General features: G+C 55.7%; 20 protein-coding genes and 1 pseudogene. 10 read left to right on the top strand and 11 right to left on the bottom strand.

All coding sequences use genetic code 11. The features are described from left to right. Positions 1-5: 5 nt before the first annotated feature. The 3 genes from D5067_RS03505 to D5067_RS03495 are packed head-to-tail and all read right to left on the bottom strand — an operon-like array spanning position 6 to position 2,835. On the bottom strand, positions 6-1,046 hold the full coding sequence (locus tag D5067_RS03505; RefSeq protein WP_119936268.1) for a FecCD family ABC transporter permease: 1,041 nt from the start codon (positions 1,044-1,046) through the stop codon (positions 6-8). Continuing rightward, on the bottom strand, positions 1,043-2,026 hold the full coding sequence (locus D5067_RS03500; RefSeq protein WP_119936269.1) for a FecCD family ABC transporter permease: 984 nt from the start codon (positions 2,024-2,026) through the stop codon (positions 1,043-1,045). Before D5067_RS03500 ends, D5067_RS03505 begins: the two co-directional genes overlap by 4 nt. Beyond that, positions 2,023-2,835, bottom strand: coding sequence for an ABC transporter ATP-binding protein (locus D5067_RS03495; protein ID WP_023306964.1), 813 nt, complete (start codon positions 2,833-2,835; stop codon positions 2,023-2,025). Before D5067_RS03495 ends, D5067_RS03500 begins: the two co-directional genes overlap by 4 nt. A gap of 384 nt (positions 2,836-3,219) precedes the next feature. Here D5067_RS03495 and D5067_RS03490 point away from each other — a divergent pair, with 384 nt between their 5' ends. The 3 genes from D5067_RS03490 (at position 3,220) to D5067_RS03480 (ending at position 9,390) form a co-directional block, all read left to right on the top strand. Then, positions 3,220-5,349, top strand: coding sequence for a TonB-dependent siderophore receptor (locus D5067_RS03490; RefSeq protein ID WP_119936270.1), 2,130 nt, complete (start codon positions 3,220-3,222; stop codon positions 5,347-5,349). A gap of 251 nt (positions 5,350-5,600) precedes the next feature. After that, positions 5,601-6,236, top strand: coding sequence for a response regulator transcription factor (locus D5067_RS03485; protein WP_243544817.1), 636 nt, complete (start codon positions 5,601-5,603; stop codon positions 6,234-6,236). After that, the gene (locus D5067_RS03480; RefSeq protein WP_243544816.1) at positions 6,223-9,390 is read left to right on the top strand and encodes an ATP-binding protein; all 3,168 of its coding nucleotides are present in this window, start codon (positions 6,223-6,225) and stop codon (positions 9,388-9,390) included. The genes D5067_RS03485 and D5067_RS03480 overlap by 14 nt, the downstream gene beginning before the upstream one ends. Positions 9,391-9,586: 196 nt before the next feature. Here D5067_RS03480 and D5067_RS03475 read toward each other — a convergent pair whose 3' ends face one another. Then, complete coding sequence (locus D5067_RS03475) at positions 9,587-9,982, bottom strand: DUF4354 family protein (RefSeq protein ID WP_119936965.1); 396 nt, start codon at positions 9,980-9,982, stop codon at positions 9,587-9,589. 87 nt (positions 9,983-10,069) lie between these two features. Next, positions 10,070-10,390: an alpha/beta hydrolase family protein gene (locus D5067_RS03470; protein WP_308446510.1), complete on the bottom strand. Its 321-nt coding sequence runs from the start codon at positions 10,388-10,390 to the stop codon at positions 10,070-10,072. A 497-nt stretch (positions 10,391-10,887) separates the two neighbouring features. On the opposite strand from D5067_RS03470, the pseudogene D5067_RS03465 reads away from it, so the two are divergent. The 3 genes and pseudogenes from D5067_RS03465 to D5067_RS03455 form a co-directional block, all read left to right on the top strand. Then, a pseudogene (locus tag D5067_RS03465) lies at positions 10,888-11,034 on the top strand (N-acetyltransferase); the annotation flags it as partial. Between the two features lie 250 nt (positions 11,035-11,284). Beyond that, positions 11,285-11,719 carry a DUF1090 domain-containing protein gene (locus D5067_RS03460; RefSeq protein WP_119936964.1) on the top strand — a complete coding sequence of 145 codons (435 nt, stop codon included), beginning with the start codon at positions 11,285-11,287 and terminating at the stop codon, positions 11,717-11,719. Positions 11,720-11,801: 82 nt separating this feature from the next. After that, a complete protein-coding gene (locus D5067_RS03455) occupies positions 11,802-13,898 on the top strand; it encodes a fimbria/pilus outer membrane usher protein (protein ID WP_235843294.1) in 2,097 nt (698 codons plus the stop codon). A gap of 59 nt (positions 13,899-13,957) precedes the next feature. Here the strand turns inward: D5067_RS03455 and parE are convergent, their stop codons facing one another. The 5 genes from parE to nudF are packed head-to-tail and all read right to left on the bottom strand — an operon-like array spanning position 13,958 to position 18,366. Further along, on the bottom strand, positions 13,958-15,850 hold the full coding sequence (gene parE / locus D5067_RS03450) for a DNA topoisomerase IV subunit B (RefSeq protein WP_119936962.1): 1,893 nt from the start codon (positions 15,848-15,850) through the stop codon (positions 13,958-13,960). Between the two features lie 28 nt (positions 15,851-15,878). Then, positions 15,879-16,460, bottom strand: coding sequence for an esterase YqiA (gene yqiA, locus D5067_RS03445; protein WP_119936961.1), 582 nt, complete (start codon positions 16,458-16,460; stop codon positions 15,879-15,881). Then, the gene (gene cpdA / locus D5067_RS03440; RefSeq protein ID WP_119936960.1) at positions 16,460-17,287 is read right to left on the bottom strand and encodes a 3',5'-cyclic-AMP phosphodiesterase; all 828 of its coding nucleotides are present in this window, start codon (positions 17,285-17,287) and stop codon (positions 16,460-16,462) included. Before cpdA ends, yqiA begins: the two co-directional genes overlap by 1 nt. A gap of 27 nt (positions 17,288-17,314) precedes the next feature. Then, positions 17,315-17,737, bottom strand: a complete 423-nt coding sequence (locus D5067_RS03435) for a DUF1249 family protein (protein ID WP_045330081.1) — start codon at positions 17,735-17,737, stop codon at positions 17,315-17,317. Further along, on the bottom strand, positions 17,734-18,366 hold the full coding sequence (nudF, locus tag D5067_RS03430) for an ADP-ribose diphosphatase (protein ID WP_119936959.1): 633 nt from the start codon (positions 18,364-18,366) through the stop codon (positions 17,734-17,736). Before nudF ends, D5067_RS03435 begins: the two co-directional genes overlap by 4 nt. A gap of 203 nt (positions 18,367-18,569) precedes the next feature. Between nudF and tolC the strand changes: the two genes are divergently transcribed. The 3 genes from tolC (at position 18,570) to D5067_RS03415 (ending at position 22,030) form a co-directional block, all read left to right on the top strand. Continuing rightward, the gene (gene tolC / locus D5067_RS03425; protein WP_119936958.1) at positions 18,570-20,048 is read left to right on the top strand and encodes an outer membrane channel protein TolC; all 1,479 of its coding nucleotides are present in this window, start codon (positions 18,570-18,572) and stop codon (positions 20,046-20,048) included. Between the two features lie 153 nt (positions 20,049-20,201). Next, on the top strand, positions 20,202-20,867 hold the full coding sequence (locus D5067_RS03420) for a DUF1190 family protein (RefSeq protein WP_119936957.1): 666 nt from the start codon (positions 20,202-20,204) through the stop codon (positions 20,865-20,867). 2 nt (positions 20,868-20,869) lie between these two features. Beyond that, positions 20,870-22,030, top strand: coding sequence for a glutathionylspermidine synthase family protein (locus D5067_RS03415; RefSeq protein ID WP_119936956.1), 1,161 nt, complete (start codon positions 20,870-20,872; stop codon positions 22,028-22,030). 79 nt (positions 22,031-22,109) lie between these two features. On the opposite strand, the gene ygiD is transcribed toward D5067_RS03415, so the two are convergent. Beyond that, on the bottom strand, positions 22,110-22,898 hold the full coding sequence (gene ygiD / locus D5067_RS03410) for a 4,5-DOPA-extradiol-dioxygenase (RefSeq protein WP_119936955.1): 789 nt from the start codon (positions 22,896-22,898) through the stop codon (positions 22,110-22,112). A 196-nt stretch (positions 22,899-23,094) separates the two neighbouring features. On the opposite strand from ygiD, the gene zupT reads away from it, so the two are divergent. Further along, a complete protein-coding gene (gene zupT / locus D5067_RS03405) occupies positions 23,095-23,868 on the top strand; it encodes a zinc transporter ZupT (RefSeq protein WP_119936954.1) in 774 nt (257 codons plus the stop codon). The last annotated feature ends 288 nt before the right edge of the window (positions 23,869-24,156 follow it).

The following is a 24,156-nucleotide window of genomic DNA, read 5'->3' as shown; positions in this document are numbered from 1 at the left end:
ATCCCCTAAAATCGATCCCGACGCTGCCAGAGCAGCAGCAGGAAAAACGGCCCGCCAATCAGTGAAATCACAATTCCCGCCGGCAGCTGCAGCGGGAGAAACGCCAGCCGCCCGACGTTATCCGCCGCCAGCACCAGCAGCGCACCCAGCACGGCACTTCCGGTCAGCAGTGCCGTTTGCCCTCCGCGCAGCAGCAGGCGCGCCATGTGCGGGGCAATCAGCCCGACAAAGCCGATACTCCCCACGCAGGAGACGCAGGCCGCGGTGAGCACCACGGGGGCAAACACGCGCAGCAGCGCGAGGCGTGATGTTCGCACGCCCAGCCCCGTCGCAGTGTGGTTGCCGAGCAGGGCTACGTCTGCGGCGCGCGCGGTAAAGAGCAGCAGCGCAAACGCCGGCACTGTCCAGGCAGCAGCGATGCTGACCAGCGTCCAGCTTGCCGCATGCAGGCTCCCCGCCAGCCACAGCATCGCCGTCTGGACGTCGCGCACGTCGGCGGTCGTCATAAAGACCCCCATCGCGGCGGCAAACGCCCATGACACGCCGATGCCGATCAGGATGAACCGCGGGCGCGAGATATCACGCGCCAGCGCCACTACCAGCAGCGCGGTCAGCAGCCCACCGGCCATGCCGATAAGTGGACGCCAGTACGGCCCCAGCGCAGGAAACTGAAAAATCAGCAGCAGTACCGCCGCGCTGCAGCCCTCTTTCACGCCGATAAGACCGGGGTCAGCAAGGCCGTTGCGGGTAATGGACTGCATGGCCGCCCCCGCCATGCCGAGCATCGCGCCGCACAGCACCGCCATCAGCAGGCGCGGCAGGCGGATATCCATCACGATGTAGCGCGCCTCCGCCGTCAGGCTTTCGGGCGCAAACAGCGCACGTCCAATCGCGGAGGCGGGAATGGGAAGCGAGCCGTGCGTCAGGCCGAAACTCAGCAGCAGGAGAGCGGCAAGCGATAATACGGCCAGATACAGCAGCGCCTTCGGGCGAACCAGCGCCGAGAAGAAGGAAAACCGTACAGCCCTCAATCCAGCCCGGTTCATTTGAACATCCTTGACGCCATAAGGATAAAGACCGGCGCGCCGACCAGCGCAGTCATCACGCCGGTTGCCAGCTCATACGGCGTAAACAGCGTGCGGGCGGCGATATCCGCCATCAGCAGAACCAGCGCCCCGCAGAGGGCTGAAAGCGGCACCATCACGCGCAGGTCCACCGATACCAGACGGCGAATCAGCTGCGGCACCACGAGCCCGATAAACCCGATCGGTCCGGCAACTGAAACCGCCGCGCCGCACAGCAGGGCAATGGCCAGCAGCGCGAGCAGGCGCGTTTTCAGCAGCGACACGCCAAGCCCCTGCGCCATTCTGTCCCCCAGCGCCAGCATGTTCAGCGACGGCGACAGCCAGAGCGCCAGCGCAAAACCCACGGCAGCGGCCCCCGCGGCGCTAGCGATCGTCTCGCCGATGACTCCCGCCAGATCCCCCGCCAGCCAGGTGCGCATGGCCAGCAGCGTCTGTTCATCCAGAATCAACACCGTGGCGGTAATCGACGAGGCAAACCCCGACATCGCCACGCCGCACAGCGTGACCTTCATCGGCGTGAGACCGGTACGCCCGGATGAGGAGAACGTTAGCACCAGCAAAAAAAGCGCGGCGGCGCCGGCTGCGGCTATCAGAGGGCGGCCAAACGGCAGCGACAGCCCGAGGGCACTCGTCAGCACCACCGCCAGCGCCGCCCCTGCATTCAGCCCCAGGATATGCGGCTCGCCGAGCGGGTTGCGGATCACTGACTGCAGCAGCACGCCCGCGACGCCGAGCGCCGCGCCCGTCACCAGGGCGGCGCACAGCCGCATCAAGCGCAGCCTGACGATCACGCTATGCTCAAAATTGCGCGGGTCGAAGTGGAATAATGCGTCTATTACCGTCCGGGGGGCGATAACGCGCGCCCCGATGCTCAGGTGCGCAATCGCGCCTGCCAGAAGCAGCAGCGTAAAGAGAATAAAGGCCACAGACGTGCGCATCATGGTTTGTCGACAGCCTGACGGAACGGCATAAAGAACGGCTTGCCGGTCAGCGGGTTAACCGACATATGCACGTCGACATCAAACACCGCTTTGATCAGCTCCGGCGTGCAGGCGTCGCCCTCATGCAGTACCCCCTCAACCTTTCCCTGACGTAAAAAGACCAGCGAATCACCGTAGTTCACGGCGAAGTTGAGATCGTGCAGAACCACCACCACGGTGCGCCCGTGCCGGCGCGTCAGCGTGTGCAGCAGTTCGAGGATCTCCACCTGGTAGCGAAGATCGAGGTACGTCGTGGGTTCATCCAGCAGGATGTAGGGCGTTTGCTGCGCCAGCACCATGGCGATCCAGCAGCGCTGGCGCTGGCCGCCGGACAGGCTTTCAACCAGATGATGGGCAAACTCTGCCGTCCCGGTCAGGCGTAACGCCTCCTCCACGGCCCGTTCGTCTTCCTCACTCCACTGGCGCATCACGTTCTGCCAGGGGAAACGTCCGCGCGAGACCAGCTCAAATACGGTTAACCCTTCTGGAAGCAGCGGAGACTGCGGCAGGATCCCGAGCTGGCGGGCGACCGCTTTGGTTGGCTGCGAGTGGATGGCTTTGCCGTCCAGCACCGCGCTGCCGCCGAGCGGCTGAAGCAGCCGCGCGAGGGTACTTAACAGCGTCGATTTTCCACAGCCGTTTGCGCCCACCAGAACGGTCATTTTCTGCTGGGGGATCGCAAGGGAGATATCATCAACGATGATTTTTTTCTGGTAACCCGCGGAGAGGTTCTCAAGAACCAGTCCCGGCTTTTTGATGTAGTGAGCCACGTGAACGCCAACGTAAGAAAAAAAACCAACAAATAAAAATAAAACTCATTCTCTTTTGTGAGTTTGCCGCCGCGCCATGTAGTAGTCAAGCGAAGATATACCCTGTAAACCCCAGGGATAATTGAGCATCAACGCACAAATTAAAATTCATTTTTATTATTTATTTTCAATACCTTAAACGAGGAAGAAAAAAGTATTTGCCAGAGAGAAACCTCTGTAGCGAAATTTTTATTTATTCCATTTACTACTACATTTCCTCATGATTGAATGATTCTCAATTACAAGTCCGATGTCGTAGAGGCTAACGGACAGACCGTAAGGGCAATGACTCACACATTCTTCCGCGAGCATTTCATCGCAGGATATTTTGGGAAAACAGATGTAATGGCTAAGTTCACACCTTCATTCGCCGGGGTAAAAGGGCGCGCGCTCTTTTCACTCCTGTTCATGGCGCCTCTGGTGCACGCAGCAGCAAAAGACGGTGAGACGCTTACCGTCACTGCCGATCCTTACGCTTCCACCGACGCCACCAGCGGCTATCAGCCCCTGAACACCTCCACCGCCACGCTGACCAACATGCCGATGCTGGACATCCCGCAGGTGATCAATACCGTCAGCGATAAAGTGCTGGAAGACCAAAACGCGACCACGCTCGACGAGGCGCTGTATAACGTCAGCAACGTGGTGCAGACCAACACCCTGGGCGGCACGCAGGATGCCTTCGTCCGCCGTGGCTTCGGCGCAAACCGCGACGGCTCGATCATGACCAACGGCCTGCGCACCGTGCTGCCGCGCAGCTTCAATGCCGCAACCGAGCGCGTGGAGGTGCTGAAAGGCCCGGCCTCAACGCTCTATGGCATTCTCGACCCGGGCGGCCTGATTAACGTCGTTACAAAACGCCCGGAGAAGACCTTCGGCGGCTCCATTTCTGCCACATCAACCAGCTTTGGCGGCGGTACCGGACAGTTTGACGTCACCGGTCCGATCGAAGGTACGCGTCTGGCCTATCGCCTGACGGGGGAGTATCAGGACGAGGATTACTGGCGTAATTTCGGCACCGAACGCAGCACCTTTATCGCCCCGTCTTTGACCTGGTTCGGCGATGATGCCACCGTGACCGTGCTCTATTCGCATCGCGACTATAAAACGCCGTTCGATCGCGGAACGATCTTCGATCTCAACACCAAAAAGGCCGTCGACGTCGATCGCAAAACCCGCTTTGATGAGCCGTTTAACGTGACCGACGGCCAGTCCGACCTCGCTCAGCTCAACGCTGAGTATCGCCTTAACAGCCAGTGGACCGCGAAGTTCGACTACAGCTACAGCCAGGATAAGTACAGCGATAACCAGGCGCGCGTGATGGCCTACGATTCAAAAACCGGCAACCTGACCCGCCGCGTGGATGCGACCCAGGGTTCGACCCAGCGTATGCACACAACGCGGGCAGATTTGCAGGGGAACGTGGACATCGCGGGCTTTTACAATGAGATCCTGACCGGCGTGTCGTATGAGAATTACGATCTGCTGCGTACGGACATGATCCGCTGTAAGAACGTTAAGGATTTCAACATTTACAACCCGAGCTACGGCAGCCTCGGCAAGTGCACCACCGTCTCGGCATCCGACAGCGATCAAACCATCAAGCAGGAGAGTTACTCCGCCTACGCGCAGGACGCGCTGTACCTGACCGATAAATGGATCGCCGTTGCCGGACTGCGCTACCAGTATTACACCCAGTACGCGGGCAAAGGCCGTCCGTTTAACGTCAACACCGACAGCCGCGACGACCAGTGGACGCCGAAGCTGGGCCTGGTTTACAAGCTCACGCCGGCAGTCTCCCTGTTTGCCAACTATTCCCAGACGTTTATGCCGCAGTCGTCAATTGCGAGCTACATCGGCGACCTCCCGCCAGAAACGTCGAACGCGTATGAAATAGGCGCTAAATTCGACCTGTTCGACGGCATTACAGCTAACATCGCGCTGTTTGATATTCACAAGCGCAACGTGCTGTACACCGAGAGCGTCGGTGATGAAACCGTCGCCAAAACCGCGGGCCGCGTGCGCTCGCAGGGTGTCGAAGTGGATCTTGCGGGGTCGCTGACCGAGAACACCAACATTATCGCCAGCTACGGCTATACCGATGCGAAGGTGCTGGAAGACCCGGACTACGCGGGTAAACCGCTGCCGAACGTACCGCGCCATACCGGCTCCCTGTTCCTGACCTACGATATTCACAATGCGTTTGCCGGGAATATCCTGACGCTCGGCGGCGGCGGGCACGGCGTAAGCCGCCGCTCAGCGACTAACGGTGCGGATTATTATCTGCCGGGCTATTTCGTGGCGGATGCGTTTGCAGCGTACAGGATGAAGCTGCAGTATCCGGTGACGCTGCAGGTGAACCTGAAGAACCTGTTTGATAAGACCTACTACACGTCATCTATCGCGACCAACAACCTGGGCAACCAGATTGGCGACCCGCGCGAAGTGCAGTTTACGGTGAAGATGGAGTTTTGATAAAAAGGGTCCGGTGGCGCGCTCGGCTGCCGGACCGATTCCTTCAATCGCCCCCACCTTAATTACCCCGACAGCTCATTTATTGAGCGTTTAATTTAATTCTTTATCGCCGATAAAATGCGCTGAAATATTAAAAATTTCCTTAATCCTAATTCCCGCCCTTTTCTGTATCGTTCTTATCCGCTGTTGATTAATATATCGCCCATCAGGTCGATGGAGTAAGCGAGGCCACCAAAAGGACAAGGGGTAGTATGATTTCGATTTTGCTTGTAGACGATCATCCAGCAATTTGCTTTGCATTGAAGGTGCTTCTTGAAAAGCACGGGGATATGATTGTCAGTACCTCTACGGGTGAGAATCTGCTTTCCCAGCTGCATCAACAGCGCCCGGAATTATTAATTCTGGATCTTGAGCTTAAACACGCCGATGGTCTCGACCTGTTGCCGCGTATTAAGACACACTTCCCGGAGCTTAAAATACTGGTCTTTACCAGCCAGTCCGCGGGTATATATGCACTGAGAACGTTGCACGCCGGGGCGCAGGGGTTTATCAATAAGAATATGCCGCTGGAAAACGTTGAGCCATTGTGCAGGCTCATTATGGCGGGCTATCAATGTTTTCCCGAAGGAACGCTGTTCAAAGCCACCCTGGTTAACGAAAAAAGCGATGCGTCCGACGCGCTGTCAGGACGTTTTTCGGATCGTGAAATTGCCGTTCTCAATTACCTGAAGCAGGACAAGAGCAACAAAGAGATCGCCGATCTCTTAATGCTCAGCAATAAGACCATTAGCACCTATAAATCCCGGATGCTGCAAAAATGCGGCTGCGACGATCTCAATCAGCTTATCTCACTGGTTTTCAGGGAGGGTGACAATGAGAATTCTTAGCGGGCTGCTGCTCTTATTCGTTGCTTATGCGGTAACAGGTGCGACGACGCAGGAGCCTCTTAAGCTTCTTTCACGCAGTATGGAAGTCATTGCCGATCCGGGGCTCAGCGCCAGCGAATGGCGCTGGGTGCGTGAACACCGCAAGATTCGCCTGGCCGTCTGGCTGCCAATGTCGCCGCCCTATGACATTACCACCGGGCTTAATGATTACGGCGGCATTAACGCCGATTTCATCGGCCTGGCAGCGGATAATCTTGGCGTCGAAATAGAGGTTATTCGCTATCAACAATACAGCGATGCACTGGACGCGTTACGCTCAGGAAAAGCGGATTTCATCGCTCAGGCCAGCGATAACCAGCAAAATCAGGGGCTGATACTGAGCCACCCCTACAGCCCCAACGCTGCTGTGGAAGTGGTGAATAACGAAGCCACGCAGGATGATGCGGTCAGAAAGATTGCTATCGCACCGGGCTACGATCCTCAGCGCGTTCTGAAGCGCTATCCGAATGCGGAAATCATACCGTTCTATTCCCCGCGCCACGCGCTTGAAGCACTCGCATTTCGAAAAATTGATCTTTTCTTTTGCGATGGCGTCACCGCCCGCTATCTGGTGAATCAGTCGAACATCAGCAACTTACGCATCCGGCCCCTTAACTCGCCCTTTGCCGTTTCCGGGTATTCCTTTGCGGCGATGCCAAAGATGCAAATTTGGATCAACGTGCTCAATAACGTGCTGGCCGCGCTGCCGGAAGGCGCAAGCATAGAGATCCACCGCCGCTGGAATGGCGGCATCCCGCTTTCACTAAGCGAACGGCAGCCGGCCTTTACCTCGCTGGAAAGTAAATGGATTAACGAACACAAACGTATACGGGTGGCGGTGGCGGAAGATAACCCGCCGGTCGCCTTTTTTGATGAAAGCGGCCAGATGCGCGGCATCATTGCCGATGTTCTGACCGCATTACAGCTGCGCACCGGGTTTAACTTTGTCATCCAGCGTTATTCCACGCAGCGGGCGGCGCTGGAGTCGGTTAATGCGGGTAAAGCGGATTTGGTTGCAGGCGTAACGCAGGGGGATATCTGGCGTTCTGATTTACTGACCACCCGCACCTGGCTCTATAACTCCTGGGTGATGGTCGGGCAGGCGCATCATGCTCCCGAGGCGGTGAACCCCGGCGTGCTCAGTCTGGACGGACAGTCGCCGGAAGAGTGGCTGCGCAAGCAAAACGGCGGCCAGCTGGAAAAAATCGACACCTGGCGACGCGGCTTAAACCGCATCCTTCACGGCAATGGCGAGATGATGGCGATGCCGCTGATCGTTGCCAACGCGCTGCTGGCAACAAAAGAGTATGCCGCGCTGCGTATTCTGGGGAGTATTGACATCGATCCGATGCGATTCTCGTTCGGGGCATCGCGTCAGTCCTGGCCGTTAATCACCATTTTGAATAAAGCGCTTATCAATATTCCGCCGGAGGATCTTCACGCCCTCACCCGCGGCGGGAGCGCCGGCAGTAGCTTCGACTCGACCGGGCCAAGGCAGATAGCTCTGAGCACGGCGTTAACGGTCGGCATGGTTACCGCATTCCTCCTCCTCGTCGTGGCCGGCTACGGCTATCGTCGCCACCTGCGCTACCGGCAGAAAATGCTGGGGATCATCACTGCCCAGCGTCAGTCCAGGCGTCTTGCTCAGCGCGTCAGCCGGGAAAAGAGCGCTTTTCTGGCCACCATGAGCCATGAGATCCGCACGCCAATCGGCGCGATCCTCGGGATGCTGGAACTGGTCATGAAGCGTCCTGGCGATACGCAGCAAAACCGTCAGTCGGTGCAGGTGGCCTGGGACGCAGCCCAGGCGCTCCTGCTATTGATTGGCAATATTCTTGACGTGTCGCGCATTGAGTCAGGCCGCCTGGTGCTGCGCCCCGAGCGCGCATCTCTGCGCAAACTGATTGAGGAACCCGCGATGCTGTTCGACGGTATGGCGGCTCAAAAAGGGCTGGCATTTGTACTGGAACGTGATGCCGATCTGCAGGGGGACGTGCTTGTCGATCGCAGCCGCTTCAGGCAAATTTTGGTCAACCTCGTTGGGAACGCGATCAAATTTACCCAAAGCGGCCAGGTAACGCTCCGCGTGCAGCTCGACGCACGCGAGGATGGCTATCTGCTGCTGCGTATAGACGTTGAAGATACCGGCGAAGGTATTGATGAAGCCACCCGGGAGCGGTTGTTCCAACCCTTTGCTCAGGGCAACACACCCAACGTCGCACAGGGGAGCGGTCTGGGTCTCTATATCTGCCACACACTGACAACAATGATGGGCGGCAGCTTAGCGATTGACAGCGAGCCCGGCCGCGGAACCAAGGTCACGGTGTCCCTTGCGCTGCCGGTCATGGAAGGGCGGCAGGATGTCTCTGATATACGGCCCGCCTCACAGCATTCCCGCGCTTCCCTGAGCGTGATGATTGTCGACGATAACCCCGTGGGCAGGCTGGTATTAAGCCAGCAGCTGAGCTGGCTCGGTCACCGCGTCATCAGCGCCGACGGCTCAACGTCGGCGCTGGAAAAGCTGAAGGACGCTCGCCCTGATGCGGTCATCACCGACTGTAATATGCCCGGCACGAGCGGATTTGAGCTGGCGCATATCATCCTGGGACGCTATCCCGAAGTGGCCATCTTTGGCGCGACCGCAGACGCGCGGGAGAGCGTGCGTGAAAAGGCCAGGGAGGCTGGAATGCGCGATTGTCTGTTCAAGCCGGTAACCCTCAGTATGCTCACCGACCTCCTGGCGCCCCTCAAAAGCACCGCTCCGGTTCCCGATGTACCGCAGCCGGAGTACGACCTGCCGCCAGAGCTGCTGGAGGGGGAAAACCTGCCCCTCTTTCTTTCGCTCCAGATTTCCGTCATTGATGAATCTCTCGCCCAGTTACGCGCATGGCACAACGCGCCGGAGACCGCTCTGCGCGAGACGCTGCACAGGCTGCGCGGTGGTATCGCGTTATTGGGCGTGCCAACGCTGGTAGCGCGCTGCGAAGAGCAGGAAGAGAATCCGGACAGCGAAGGCATTCACCGGCTGGAAGCTGAACTTGAGCAGCTTCGCGCCGCGCTACAGCATTGGCACGATACGGGGCAACTCCCTTGTATTATCGGCTATACAGAATGAGTTGATTCTGTAGGCTAACGACTATGTTCAGGGCAAAGCAGGACAGCGACACCCTGTGGCTAACAAGCTGACCCGTCCTCACGGGAAGTTGTCGGCTGGTCAATGCAGTCCCTGATGACAAAAGAGATCGTGCTGAATACACTTCTAATGGCATTGTGGCGGTTTAATCCACAAAACCCGGTACTGGTCACTCTGATCAGGCACGATGTGGACAATGCGAAGACCATTTAACAAATTTGGCATTGTAGACAGATTCATCGTCGCTGATGAAAGAGACTTCACCTTCTTTAGCTCCTTCTTTCAGAGTTCCAAGCAGATCTGCCTGAACCGTACGCTCATCAAACTCCTTGCCTTTATCATCAAAGGCTTTGTAGCAGCCTACAAAACCTGTTAATTCAATCGGCTGTTTAACTTTGCTGTATACAACGACCTTGAACGTTTTTTCATACTTAGGCTGACCTTCAATCACAACCGTCCCCTCAGAGGATGGAATAGCCTGGATAATCAATTTACTGTGTAAATCTTCAGCCGCTACTGATGAAAATGAGAACATAACAAGCGATGATAGAAGAATCTTAGACAGCTTTTCCATTTACTATATCCTTTTGTAAGAAACCGAACACTCATTCTGCAACCAGATTAATCAGGTTAAGCTAAACCCGAATTCAATAAACATTATTTACTGACACGTGATTGCGGTAATTGGTCTCCATGATAGTAGAGCCATTGAGCAGGCCTCTTCTTTACGCAGGGAATGCCAGTATCCACCGTGAATAAAAATCATCAATGGAACCGGTTGAACACTTGCCTGAAACACATCTATTCGTTCCGCATTTGCCATCCCGTAGCGTAAATCATAAATACCCGGGGTTTGTTGCTTAGCCTGTTGTGCGAGTGCAGCATATTCGGTCATACAGGCATCAAAATTCTCCACAGAAGCACGTGCATTGTACTGTAGAGCTTGTGTATTCAGACTTTCAAAATTCAGATCTATATTCATGTGATCCTCCCGATAATAAACGCTCAACCAGAGGTGGCTCATGACAAAACCAATATCAATCAGCAGTAAGCGCCGTAAGAACCATGCAGGAGTTCTGACAGACGTCCCTTATTCATTAGCATCGATGTCACGATATGAAAACTCAAACTGACGCATTCATCGATTGAACTCACAGCCATAAGCGGACGCAATTACCTCCATCGACTCTGCGATAACTATGACTCTGGCAGAACATAATGCCACCTCTGCCACGTCAGAATTAATCGCATATAGATGAAATAGATAGTTTTTTGAAGTGTTTTTCCATATTTATTAAATGGCGAAAGAGAATTTATATTTCATAAACGGACTAAACAATATTAAAGGAAATGATTTTATGTCGCTTTATGACCTTAGGACCGAAACGAAGGCGTTACCGCAGGCTTGGCACTCTCAAGTATTAGGCCACATAGGGGAGGCAAATCTCAAAGTTCTACGAATGGATAAACGCTCAGTAATTGCAGGAAAAAGGTTTCAAAGAGATCAGATTGCGTGTCGCAGGTGATAATACTCGTGCCCGGCATGTTTATGAAACCTGCGGATTCGGGATTACGGGTGTCAATATGAGTAAATCGATTACGGACTCAGACGCTGACACGCGATAAAACCTGGCACAATCATCAATACCCGCTCAGCTCTTCGCTCAAAGCTGACCTTCACACCCCCTACCCTCTAAATTGAATCCTTTTAGACTTCAATAGAAGGTTGCAAATCAAGAGGGTATCTTAATCCGCGTCCTACATTCGATGAGGACGCGTCTGCATCGTTTTGGCTACCCGCGCTGCAGTACTCTTTTGTTCACAGGAGATTGTCGGAGCATCAGCTCAGGCAATACATCAACAAAGGAGAAAGACTATGAAGAAATTAGTGTCCGTATTAACCGTCGTTGCTGCCGTAGGGATGTTTGCTTCAGCTTCTGCACACGCCGCTGAGACCTGTGCAGCCAAAAGCGCCGCGCTGGAAAAAGAGATTAAGATTGCCCAGCAGTATGGCAATACTTACAAAGTGGACGGCCTGAAAAAAGCTCTGGCAGAAGTCAAAGCACACTGTACCAACGCAAGCGTGCTGGCTGATGCTCAGAAAGACGTGAGCAAGCTGGAGAAGAAACTGGCTGAAAAACGTGGCGACGTTGCTGAAGTTCAGGCCGATCTGGCAGAAGCTAAAGCAAAGGGTGATGCTAAGAAGATCGCCAAGTATCAGAAAAAACTGGCAGAAAAACAGGCGGATCTGCGTGAAATCCAGCAGGAACTGAGCCAGGCTCGCGCCGAGCTGGCGGCTCTGAAGAAGTAAGCGATAGCGGGCCTAATCGTGGGTAGCCAAAGCTGCCCACGATGTTGACGCAAAGATGTGGATCCACCCTGTTATCCGAGTCATGGCGCTGTTACTTACGGCAAGTGCTGCGTCTGCTCAAGAAAAAACATGGGTTATTCTGAACAACGCCTATAAAGGCTCAATATTTCTTGATATTCATGCCGATAGACCCTGCCTGACGCGTCCTCTTCTTGAAGAGTGGGGCGTAAAAACCTTCGTTCTTGATAAGCTTCACTGGGACGCCAGCGCGTGTTTAACCTCCGACTCTGCCACCCGCTTCGATCTTCAGTTCTGGTATCGCCCGGATGCCAACCTGCTCACGCTATTATTTCCAGAAGAGGCCTTCAACCCTCAGCAAAACGGAATCAGCACCAGCCGTTGGGATGATGGGATGAACGCTCTGTTCGTGAACTACCGTCTGGACGTCAATAATCAACGTGCGCGCTACCGTTGGGATACGCCGGGCACTGACGCAACGCTGGTGCTTGAGAACGGCCTGAACGTCGGCCCCTGGCGCGTGCGCTACCAGAATACATTCTGGCGAGAAGCCGACAGGCAGTACGGCTCCTACAGTAACTCCGCCTCCGTATGGCGCAGCATTACGTCTATGCGATCGCGCCTTAACATTGGCGATGGCTATACCTCATCGAACCTGTTCGACAGCATGTCCTACCGTGGTATTTCGCTCGCCAGCGATGAGGCGATGTTCCCGGACAGCTGGCGGCCCTATTCACCGCTGATTAACGGCTATGCGCGCAGCGAAGCGGAAATCACCCTCCGTCAGAACGGCGAGCGGGTCTACCGCATCCACGTCCCGCCGGGGCCGTTTGTGATCCGTGATTTCTACCCGCCCGATTCGCAGGGCAATCTTGAGCTGACGATCCAGGAAAGCGACGGCAGCGAGCGCACGCGTTCGATTCCGTACTCGATTATGCCGAATCTGGTGCAGCATAAAATGTTCAGCTACGAGCTGGTTGCCGGACGCTATAAACCCTATCACAGCGTGGATCTGGATAAAGACCGTTTCTGGCAGAGCACGCTCTCCTGGGGCGTTGCACCGCATACCACTGTCTTTGGCGGCGTACAGCAGGGTGAGAATTACGCGAGTCATGTTGCTGGCGTGGGCGGCAATATGGGGAAATGGGGCGCTCTGTCTGCCGACGTGCGCAGCGCCCGTTACCGTCAGCAGGGAAAAATGTTCAGCGGCAGCGCTGGACGTCTGCGCTATGCAAAAACCTTTATTCAAACGGAAACCAGCCTTAATGCCCAGCTTCAATGGTATCCACGCGGCAGCCAGTATCGTTCGCTCGAGGAGCGGTTAAACCGCGCCTCGATGCTGGCCTGGGGCTGGGATGATGACACCACCCAGCGAACGCGTGAAGGCCTGGTCGAGCTGACGCAAAACTTTGACGAAAACTCGAGCCTCAGCCTTTCCTGGCGCTGGCTGAAATCCCGCAGCCGCGAGGCCGGCAGCAATAGCCTCACGCTGAGTCTTGACGCCAGCTGGCAGGAAGTCGATCTATCGCTGTACGGAAGCTACGATCGTTACGCCGACTACGCGCCGGAATCGACGCTGGGTATTAACATCAGCATACCGTTTAGCGTTGGCAGCCACTTTACCAACGTTGCGTTGGTTTCCGATCTCGCCAGCCGGGATAAGAACACGCATGGAATCAACGTCAGCGGCTCGGCGCTGGATGATTACAGCCTGCGCTATGACGTGACGGCGGAGCATAGCGAACACGGGAACGATGCGCTGAAAAGCAGTGTTGGCTATCAGTACAACAGCGGCGAAATGAACGTCAGCATGACCCGCAGCGGCACGCAGCGCGACTATCATGGCGACGTCAGCGGCAGCGTGCTGTTATACCAGGAGGGGGTTGCCTTTGGGCAAACGCTCGGGAGTACTGCGGCACTGGTTCAGGTGCCCGGTTCGGCAGGGATTGGGTTTTATAATCAATTCGGCTCAACCACTAACGCAAAAGGCGATCTCATGGTCAGTTACCTTACGCCGTGGCGGGTAAACCGCATTACGGTTGACAGCTTCAGCCTGCCCGAAGGAATAGCGATGGATGTGAATGAGCTGGAAACCGTCCCCACCGACGGCGCTATTGTGAATTTACGATTTTTGAAACCGGAAAAAACAGAGGTTCGGTAATGCGATCGTGGTTTGGTGCTCCAATCCCTCAGCCTCTCCAGAGGCTGAGGGTCAGCGCATCAGGCTTCAATATCCGCCATATCGCCTTTCTCCTGCAGCCAGTTGCGTCGGTCTTCCGAACGCTTCTTGGCCAGCAGCATATCCATCATGGCGTTGGTTTGCTGTTCGTCTTCGTCGCTGATCGTCAGCTGCACCAGACGGCGCGTGTTCGGATCCAGCGTGGTTTCACGCAGCTGCATCGGGTTCATCTCGCCCAGCCCTTTAAAGCGCTGCACGTTCGGTTTGCCCTTCTTGCGCTTCAGCTGTTCCAGCACGCCCGCCTTCTCTTCTTCCGTCAGCGCGTAGTAAACCTCTTTGCCGAGGTCGATACGGTACAGCGGCGGCAGCGCCACGTGAACGTGGCCGTTTTTCACCAGCGTTTTAAAGTGCTTCACAAACAGCGCGCACAGCAGCGTGGCGATGTGCAGACCATCGGAGTCCGCATCCGCGAGGATACAGATTTTGCCGTAGCGCAGCTGGCTCAGATCGTCGCTGTCCGGATCGATGCCGATCGCTACCGAGATATCGTGGACTTCCTGCGAGGCCAGCACCTCATCAGAAGAGACCTCCCAGGTGTTCAGGATCTTACCCTTGAGCGGCATGATCGCCTGATATTCACGGTCTCGCGCCTGCTTGGCCGACCCGCCCGCCGAGTCCCCTTCCACGAGGAACAGCTCGGTACGGTTGAGATCCTGTGCGGTACAGTCCGCCAGCTTGCCCGGCAGCGCGGGACCGCTGGTCAGCTTTTTACGCACCACTTTCTTCGCGGCGCGCAGACGGCGCTGGGCGCTGGAGATGGCCATTTCAGCCAGCATCTCTGCCGCCTGAACGTTCTGGTTCAGCCACAGGGTAAACGCGTCTTTCACCACGCCGGAGACGAACGCCGCGCACTGGCGCGACGACAGGCGCTCTTTGGTCTGCCCGGCAAACTGCGGATCCTGCATCTTCACGGAGAGGACGTAGGCGCAGCGATCCCAGATATCTTCCGCCGACAGCTTCACGCCGCGCGGCAGAATATTGCGGTATTCGCAGAACTCGCGCATCGCGTCCAGCAGCCCCTGACGCAGGCCGTTGACGTGCGTCCCGCCGAGCATGGTTGGGATCAGGTTAACGTAACTTTCCGTCAGCAGCTCGCCGCCTTCCGGCAGCCACAGCAGCGCCCAGTCCACCGCTTCGGTGTCGCCGCTAAAGTTACCGACAAACGGTTTTTCCGGCAGCGTCGGCAGGCCGTTTACCGCTTCGCACAGGTAGTCGTTCAGACCATCGGCGTAGCACCAGGTTTGTGCGGTATTGTTAACGTGATCGGTAAAGGTGATTTCAACGCCAGGGCACAGCACCGCTTTGGCTTTCAGCAGGTGAGACAGGCGAGAAACAGAAAAACGCGGGCTGTCGAAGAAGCTTTCGTCAGGCCAGAAGTGGACGCTGGTACCGGTGTTGCGTTTGCCGCACGTGCAGACAACCTGCAGATCCTGCACTTTATCGCCGTTTTCAAACGCGATGTTGTAAACCTGGCCGTCACGGCGAACGTTCACTTCCACGCGTTTAGACAGGGCGTTCACCACGGAAATACCCACGCCGTGCAGGCCACCGGAGAACTGGTAATTTTTGTTGGAGAACTTACCGCCCGCATGCAGACGGCAGAGGATCAGCTCAACGGCGGGCACGCCCTCTTCAGGGTGAATATCCACCGGCATCCCGCGCCCGTCGTCGATGACTTCCAGCGACTGATCGGCGTGCAGGATGACATCAACGCGTTTGGCATGGCCTGCCAGCGCTTCGTCCACACTGTTATCAATAACTTCCTGGCCCAGGTGGTTTGGGCGCGTCGTATCGGTGTACATCCCCGGGCGGCGGCGAACCGGCTCAAGCCCGGTGAGTACCTCAATGGCATCAGCGTTATAGGTTTGCGTCATGATTTAAACTAGCAATTCGCATTGATTGTCAGTGGCTGTGCAGTCCAAGAAAATCGACAATCTGGGTGAAATGATCCTCAAAGCCCGTGAAAGCATGGTTTCCGCCCTCTTCTACAGTCTGGCGGCAGGATGCGTAATACGCCACTGCCTGGCGGTAATCCAGCACTTCATCACCCGTTTGCTGCAGCAGCCAGATAAGATCGGGCGCTTCAAGCGGGTCTACCTGCATAACTTTGAGATCGTAAATATGGCGTGACTCTAGCACATATTGCTGTCCGGTGTAGGGGTTCTCGTTTTGCCCGAGAAAGTCCCTTAACAGCTCAAACGGACGTACCGCCGGGTTAACCACAACGGCGGGCAGCATAAAGCATTGTGACAGCCAGGTGGCGTAGTACCCGCCCAGCGAGGAGCCGACCACACCGAAGGATTCGCCGCCGTGTTCAAGGACAATGGATTCCAGCATCTCCGCGGCATCCGCCGGGTAAGGCGGTAGCTGTGGGACGATCATCTCAACGTCCGGATGACGCTCGCTCAGCCAGTGGCGAAACTGCGTCGCTTTCGCGGAGCGCGGCGAGCTGTTGAACCCGTGAAGATAGAGGAGCGTAGACATCAATAACCTTCTGAAGCGGTATCAGGACGGAATTTAGCACCTGACAACCGGCACACTTCTGTCGTCAGCGTGCCATCGGCATGCAGTTCCAGCCAGCGCCAGCCTGGTGCGATGGTGTCCAGGGTAAAGTTGGCGCAGTGCGGCTTAAACTGCACGCAGGTAGACGGGGTGGCGAGCATCCGACGGCCGTTCCAGTCAAGATCTTGCTCCTGATGAATGTGACCACACAGCAGGTTTTTCACCCGAGGGAAATTCACCAGCACCCTGTCCAGCGCCGCAGAGTTGCGCAGGCTGTGTTGATCGAGCCAGCTACATCCCGCCGGTAGCGGGTGATGATGAAGCAACAGCAGCGTGTTTCGCTCCGGCTCGGCGGCCAGTTTTGTCTCCAGCCAGTCGAGCTGAAACTCGCTCAGTTCACCGTGCGGAACGCCAAATACCTGGCTGTCGAGCAGCAGGATTTGCCAATGGTCCCCCACAAACACGCACTTGGCTGGCGAAATACCCGCCTCCTGGAGAGAGCTGTACATGGCAGGCTGGAAGTCGTGATTGCCCGGTAGCCAGACGCACGGCACGCTGAAGCTCGCGATACCTTCAGCAAAATGCTGATAGGCTGCGGAGGATTGATCCTGCGCCAGATCGCCCGTTGCGACGATCAGATCGCAGGCACGATTTTCGGCATGGATCGCGCTAAGTACCGCCTGATAGCTCTCCCAGGTGTTCACGCCCAGCAGGGTTTCATGCTTTTCGGCAAACAGGTGGGTATCGGTGATTTGCAATATCCTGACTGGCGCCCCACCAGCAACAGTCAGGTTCAACAGGCTTTCCAAATGGTGTCCTTAGGTAGGTTTATGACGCTAACAAACCGGAATCGCCATTGCTCCATGTGCTAAACAATATCTTAGCCAGTCAGCTAAAAACTGGTTAATTTGATGCTTTTCGTCGCGTTGATGCAACTTTTTATTAGGGTAATCATACCGTGCTTTGAAGCGAAAGATCTGCTGACTTGAACACACTTCAGCGACCATCGCGTCGTGGTAGAGACGCACCGTCATCGACGGCAGGCTCCAGTAGCTAATGCTGGGCGCCGTTTGCTCAATTTCCACCAGCGTAGTGTAACGCGTTGATTCTGCGATCGTTAAACGATACTGCGCGTTGCTCACCTGATAGCTTACCGTTTCGCCGGGTGCATCGTTTCGCGGCAGCAGGCGGCGCAGCTGTGCGAAATTGGTTTCGCACAGGCGCATCATTTCTGGGAAGTCAGGTGTATAACGCTTCATTTTGTCCACTCGTTTCGTAATGTCTGATAATGCAGTTGTAGCCATTGCAGGGCGATGACAGACGCTGCGTTGTCGATTTTCCCCTCTTCTACCCACTGGTAAGCCTGCTCCCGACTCACCACATGAACCCGAATATCTTCGTTTTCATCTGCCAGACCGTGGATCCCTTCCGCCGTCGTGGCGTCCACTTCGCCCACCATAATAGATGAGCGTTCACTTGTGCCACCCGGGCTTGCCAGGTAGCTCAGTACCGGTTTCGTGCGGCCTACCACCAGACCCGCCTCTTCCAGCGCCTCGCGGCGAGCAACGTCTTCGACCGATTCACCCTCTTCAATCATCCCGGCCACCATCTCCAGCAGCCACGGGGTTTCGCTGGTGTCATAGGCGGCAATCCGAACCTGCTCAACCAGCACAACTTCATCGCGCACTGGGTCAAAGGGTAGCAAGACTGCAGCGTGCCCGCGCTCAAAAATTTCGCGTTTAACTTCACCGCTCATTTCACCGTTAAACAGGCGATGCCGGAAACGGTAAAGATCCATTGAAAAAAAACCGCTATATAGCGTTTCTCGTGCAATAATTTCTACATCGTTTTTGGCGAATGTCACTGGCAAGGTATCTGTTTTCTGCATGAGTCGAGTCCTGGTAGCAATGGTGATGAAATTGTGAATTTCAAGGCTGTTTAGCTGCCGTAAGTAAGGCTATATGGTAGATTGGTGCAAATTACCGCCAGATGGCACGTAACGCCAACCTTTTGGTGTGGATGATTCTGTTAGAATCGGCAATTATTTTTAATTAGATCAGCGCTAATACTGCTTCACAACAAGGAATGCAAATGAAGAAATTGCTCCCCATCCTTATCGGCCTGAGCCTGACGGGCTTCAGTGCAATGAGCCAGGCAGAGAACCTGTTACAGGTCTACCAGCAGGCACGTCTGGGCAACCCTGATTTACGTAAATCAGCGGCCGATCGTGATGCTGCGTTTGAAAAGATTAATGAAGCACGTAGTCCACTGCTGCCGCAGCTGGGCTTAGGTGCAGATTATACCTACAGCAACGGTTTTCGCGACGCTAACGGCGTTAACTCCAATGCCACCAGCGCCTCACTGCAGTTAACGCAGACTCTGTTTGATATGTCCAAATGGCGTGCGTTGACCCTGCAGGAAAAGAGCGCGGGCATTCAGGATGTCACCTATCAGACCGATCAGCAAACCCTGATCCTGAACACCGCCACCGCGTACTTTAACGTGCTGAGCGCGATTGACGCGCTCTCCTACACCGAAGCGCAGAAACAGGCGGTATACCGTCAGTTAGATCAAACCACCCAGCGTTTCAACGTCGGACTGGTCGCGATCACTGACGTGCAGAACGCCCGTTCACAGTACGATACCGTGCTGGCCAACGAAGTGACCGCGCGTAACAACCTTGATAACGCGCTGGAATCGCTGCGTCAGGTCACCGGCAACTATTATCCTGAGCTGGCTTCCCTGAACGTGGACAGCTTTAAAACCGACAAGCCGCAGGCGGTTAACTCTCTGCTGAAAGAAGCGGAAAACCGTAACCTGGCCTTGCTGCAGGCACGTCTGAGCCAGGACCTGGCCCGCGAGCAAATCCGTCAGGCGCAGGATGGCCATCTGCCAACCCTGAGCCTGAGCGCGTCTACCGGCGTATCGGATACAACTTACAGCGGTTCTAAAACAAATTCCGCCCAGTATGACGATAGCAACCAGGGCCAAAATAAAGTGGGCCTGAGCTTCTCCCTGCCGCTGTACCAGGGTGGCATGGTCAACTCTCAGGTGAAACAGGCACAGTACAACTTTGTTGGTGCAAGCGAGCAGCTGGAAAGCGCACACCGCAACGTGGTGCAGACCGTCCGTTCGTCCTTCAACAACGTGAACGCGTCTATCAGCAGCATCAACGCGTATAAACAGGCCGTTGTCTCTGCGCAGAGTTCTCTGGACGCGAACGAAGCGGGCTACTCCGTGGGTACGCGTACCATCGTTGACGTTCTGGACGCGACCACCACGCTCTATAACGCGAAACAGCAGCTCTCCAGCGCGCGCTACCAGTACCTGATCAACCAGCTGAACATCAAGCAAGCCCTGGGTACGCTGAACGAACAGGACCTGCAGATGCTGAACAGTACGCTGGGCAAACCGGTTCCGACCTCGCCAGACAGCGTTGCACCGGAGAACCCACAGCAGGCCGCAGCCGTTGATAACTATAACGGTGAAAACAGCGTCCCAGCAGCACAGCCTGCTACGGCACGTACAACCGCACCTGCCAGCAGCGGTAACAATCCGTTCCGCAACTAAGCATTACCCTCCCTCTCCTACGGGAGAGGGAACCCCTATCACATCCAAACGTAAGCCAACGTAAAGATCCCCCTTAATCCCCCTCTTCGCTTCATTTTCAACCACTCATCCTCTATCCTGAGCGTTATAACCACTGGGTCCAGGAAGACAAAGATGAAACGGACAAAAACGATTAATCACGCCTCGTTCCGCAAAAGCTGGAACGCGCGCCACCTCACTCCTGTCGCCTTTGCGATCACGGCTGTTTTTATGCTGGCAGGCTGTGAGCAGAGCGACGAAACGGTCTCGATGTATCAAAACGCGGACGATTGCTCGGCTGCCACCGGCAAAGCCGCAGAATGTACAACCGCGTATAACAGCGCCCTGAAAGAAGCGGAGCGTACCGCACCGAAATACGCGTCACGTGAAGATTGCGTTGCGGAATTCGGCGAAGGCCAGTGCCAGCAGGCGCCTGCTCAGGCAGGGATGGCGCCGGAAAACCAGGCACAGGCGCAATCCAGCGGCAGCTTCTGGATGCCGCTGATGGCGGGCTACATGATGGGCCGTATGATGAGCGGCGGCGCGGGCTATCAGCAGCAGCCGCTGTTTAGCTCCAAAAACCCAAACAGCCCGGCATACGGTAAATATACCGACGCCAGCGGTAAAAACTACGGTGCGGCAACGCCTGGCCGTACCACGACCGTCCCTAAAACAGCGATGGCACCGAAGCCGGCGACCACCAGCACGGTCACCCGCGGCGGGTTTGGCGAATCTGTAGCGAAGCAATCCACCATGCAGCGTAGCGCGACCGGCTCCTCAACTCGCTCAATGGGCGGCTGATCATGGAACGAGTCAGTATTGTTGAGCGCCCGGACTGGCGCGAAAAAGCGACGGAATACGGTTTTAACTTCCACACCATGTACGGCGAACCGTACTGGTGTGAAGATGCCTATTACAGGCTCACCCTCGCCCAGGTTGAAAAGCTGGAAGATGTCACCGCCGAGCTGCATCAGATGTGCCTGAAGGTTGTTGAGAAGGTTATCGAGAGCGACGCGCTGATGACCAAATTCCGCATTCCTAAGCACACGTGGAATTTCGTGCGCCAGTCGTGGAAAACCAACCAGCCTTCACTCTACTCTCGTCTCGATCTGGCGTGGGATGGCGTGGGTGAACCTAAGCTTCTGGAAAACAACGCCGATACGCCCACCTCCCTGTACGAAGCCGCCTTCTTCCAGTGGATCTGGCTGGAAGACCAGGCCAGCGCAGGCAACCTGCCGGAAGGCAGCGACCAGTTCAACAGCCTGCAGGAAAAGCTGATTGAGCGTTTCGCCGAGCTGCGTGAACAGCACGGTTTCAGCCTGCTGCACCTTGCGTGCTGCCGCGACACGGAAGAAGACCGCGGTACGGTTCAGTATCTGCAGGATTGCGCGGCCGAAGCGGAAGTGGCGACAGAGTTCCTCTACATCGAGGACATCGGACTGGGCGAAAAAGGTCAGTTTACCGACACCCAGGACCAGGTCATCAGCAACCTCTTCAAGCTCTACCCGTGGGAATACATGCTGCGTGAGATGTTCTCCACCAAGCTGGAAGACGCGGGCGTGCGCTGGCTGGAGCCGGCCTGGAAGAGCATTATCTCCAACAAGGCCCTGCTGCCGATGCTGTGGGAAATGTTCCCGAACCACCCGAACCTGCTCGCGTCTTATTTTGCGGAAGATGATTACCCGCAAATGGACAAGTACGTCGTGAAGCCGATCTTCTCCCGCGAAGGGGCGAACGTCTCTATTATCGAAAACGGTAAAACGCTGGAAGCGGTTGAAGGGCCGTACGGCGAAGAAGGGATGATCGTCCAGGAGTTCTATCAGCTGCCGAAGTTTGGCGACAGCTATACGCTGATTGGCAGCTGGCTTATCAACGATCGGCCTGCCGGGATTGGTATTCGCGAAGATCGCGCGCTGATCACTCAGGATCTGTCACGGTTCTATCCGCATATTTTTGTGGAGTAAGATCTGCCGGGTGGCGGCTTCGCCTGACCCGGCCTACGGTTTTACAGGCCCGGTAAGCGTAGCGCCACCGGGCCTGTTTTCACCCCACCTGCACTGACAGCATGCTCAGGCTTCCCATCTCAATCCCGTCGACCGGGATCGTAATATTTTCCTGACCATCCCACGCCCCCAGCACGTACAGCAGCGGCAGGAAATGCTCCGGCGTTGGGTTAGAGAGCGAACCGCCTTCATGATCCAGATAGTTCACCAGCGGGTGCTGCTCCGTCGGGCCTTGCCAGGTCAGATTGTCTTTCACGTAGTCGTTAAACGACGTCGCCCAGGGATACGGCGTATTTTCACCGTGCCAGCGCGCCGTGCGCAGGTTATGCACCACGTTACCGCTGGCAATCAGCATGATGCCTTCATCGCGCAGCGTTGCCAGCTTACGCCCCATCTCCATGTGCCAGGCTGCCGGTTTGGTGCTGTCGATGCTCAACTGCACCATAGGGATATCGGCATCAGGGTACATCTTGATCAGCACGCCCCACGAGCCGTGGTCAAAGCCCCAGGCTTCTTTATCCAGCGCGACGGGAACGGGTGCCAGCAGATCCACCAGCTGTTGCGCCAGACCGGGTGAACCAGGCGCCGGATAATGCGTATCATAAAGCGCCTGCGGGAAGCCGCCAAAATCATGAATGGTCTTTGGCGCTTCCATGGCCGTCACGCCGGTCCCACGGGTGAACCAGTGCGCAGACACCACCACGATGGCCTTCGGACGCGGCAACGTCTCGCCCAGATGACGCCATGCGCGGGTATAGACGTTATCTTCCAGAACGTTCATTGGGCTACCGTGGCCTAAAAACAGTGCTGGCATACGAGATGAAGACATGGTGATATCCTTACAGAAGGTGTCATTTTGATGGTTCTACATTACGCGTAATTCAGACAGGATGAACGCTGATAAGCGTGAAGATCATCATCAGGAAATTTGAATGTAAGGAATATGTAAAGCAGGATTTCTCCCCTCGCTTTGCGGTCAATGAATCATTAATATTAATGAGAATCATTATCATAAGGAGCAGTGCATGTCAGTCCCTTTGATCCTGACCATACTCGCAGGCGCCGCGACCTTTATCGGTGCGATCCTCGGCGTGATCGGTCAAAAGCCGTCTAATCGTGTATTGGCTTTTTCGCTGGGTTTTGCTGCCGGGATCATGCTGTTGATTTCGCTGATGGAGATGCTGCCTGCCGCGCTGGGTACCGAAGGCATGTCTCCGGTTCTCGGGTACGGCATGTTTATCTTTGGCCTGCTGGGCTACTTTGCGCTCGACCGCATGCTGCCTCATGCCCATCCACAGGATTTGATGCAAAAAAGCGCTACGCCAGCACCGCGCAACATCAAGCGCACGGCCATTCTGCTAACCCTCGGTATCAGCCTGCACAACTTCCCGGAAGGTGTCGCAACCTACGTGACGGCCAGCAGTAATCTTGAAATGGGCCTGGGAATCGCCCTGGCGGTGGCGTTGCACAATATTCCTGAAGGACTGGCCGTTGCCGGGCCGGTTTACGCCGCCACGGGCTCAAAACGTACCGCCGTATTCTGGGCGGGAATTTCGGGAATGGCAGAAATACTCGGCGGGGTGCTGGCCTGGCTGATCCTCGGAAGCCTGGTGTCTCCGGTCGTGATGGCTGCCATTATGGCGGCGGTAGCCGGTATCATGGTCGCACTCTCCGTTGATGAACTGATGCCGCTGGCGAAAGAGATCGACCCGAACAACAACCCCAGCTACGGCGTGCTGTGCGGAATGTCGGTGATGGGATTAAGCCTGGTGCTCCTGCAAGCAGCCGGTATTGGCTAACGGTTTCGCCTCCGCCTTAGGCGGAGGCTCTCTGAAAGAGGTATATAAGCTCAGAAAAATCGTGAAAAAGACATTACTGATTTAAAGTTATCACTTAACCCCTTCCATAAATCGAAACCAGACGCTTTTTATTGGTGACGTTCTCTCAAATATAAATTTAATTATTTCCAATAACGTTAAAACCCATTCAAAAACCTGGCAAATACAATAACCTCACCTTATTAATTAAAACTCACTAAAACGAGCTTTAAGCCACATTAATCGCGCCCCTTTTGTTTCAAAGGTATA

Source organism: Enterobacter huaxiensis (assembly GCF_003594935.2).
GTDB classification, from domain to species: Bacteria; Pseudomonadota; Gammaproteobacteria; order Enterobacterales; family Enterobacteriaceae; genus Enterobacter; species Enterobacter huaxiensis.
The sequence above is the reverse complement of the archived record's forward strand: the minus strand, read 5'-3'. Positions and strand labels throughout refer to the sequence as shown.

Coding starts and splice junctions, on each gene's coding strand:
- D5067_RS03505 (WP_119936268.1), bottom strand. CDS start 1,046: ATGAACCGGGCTGGATTGAGGGCTGTACGGTTTTCCTTCTTCTCGGCG.
- D5067_RS03500 (WP_119936269.1), bottom strand. CDS start 2,026: ATGATGCGCACGTCTGTGGCCTTTATTCTCTTTACGCTGCTGCTTCTG.
- D5067_RS03490 (WP_119936270.1), top strand. CDS start 3,220: ATGGCTAAGTTCACACCTTCATTCGCCGGGGTAAAAGGGCGCGCGCTC.
- D5067_RS03485 (WP_243544817.1), top strand. CDS start 5,601: ATGATTTCGATTTTGCTTGTAGACGATCATCCAGCAATTTGCTTTGCA.
- D5067_RS03480 (WP_243544816.1), top strand. CDS start 6,223: ATGAGAATTCTTAGCGGGCTGCTGCTCTTATTCGTTGCTTATGCGGTA.
- D5067_RS03475 (WP_119936965.1), bottom strand. CDS start 9,982: ATGGAAAAGCTGTCTAAGATTCTTCTATCATCGCTTGTTATGTTCTCA.
- D5067_RS03470 (WP_308446510.1), bottom strand. CDS start 10,390: ATGAATATAGATCTGAATTTTGAAAGTCTGAATACACAAGCTCTACAG.
- D5067_RS03460 (WP_119936964.1), top strand. CDS start 11,285: ATGAAGAAATTAGTGTCCGTATTAACCGTCGTTGCTGCCGTAGGGATG.
- D5067_RS03455 (WP_235843294.1), top strand. CDS start 11,802: ATGGCGCTGTTACTTACGGCAAGTGCTGCGTCTGCTCAAGAAAAAACA.
- parE (WP_119936962.1), bottom strand. CDS start 15,850: ATGACGCAAACCTATAACGCTGATGCCATTGAGGTACTCACCGGGCTT.
- yqiA (WP_119936961.1), bottom strand. CDS start 16,460: ATGTCTACGCTCCTCTATCTTCACGGGTTCAACAGCTCGCCGCGCTCC.
- D5067_RS03435 (WP_045330081.1), bottom strand. CDS start 17,737: ATGAAGCGTTATACACCTGACTTCCCAGAAATGATGCGCCTGTGCGAA.
- nudF (WP_119936959.1), bottom strand. CDS start 18,366: ATGCAGAAAACAGATACCTTGCCAGTGACATTCGCCAAAAACGATGTA.
- tolC (WP_119936958.1), top strand. CDS start 18,570: ATGAAGAAATTGCTCCCCATCCTTATCGGCCTGAGCCTGACGGGCTTC.
- D5067_RS03420 (WP_119936957.1), top strand. CDS start 20,202: ATGAAACGGACAAAAACGATTAATCACGCCTCGTTCCGCAAAAGCTGG.
- D5067_RS03415 (WP_119936956.1), top strand. CDS start 20,870: ATGGAACGAGTCAGTATTGTTGAGCGCCCGGACTGGCGCGAAAAAGCG.
- ygiD (WP_119936955.1), bottom strand. CDS start 22,898: ATGTCTTCATCTCGTATGCCAGCACTGTTTTTAGGCCACGGTAGCCCA.
- zupT (WP_119936954.1), top strand. CDS start 23,095: ATGTCAGTCCCTTTGATCCTGACCATACTCGCAGGCGCCGCGACCTTT.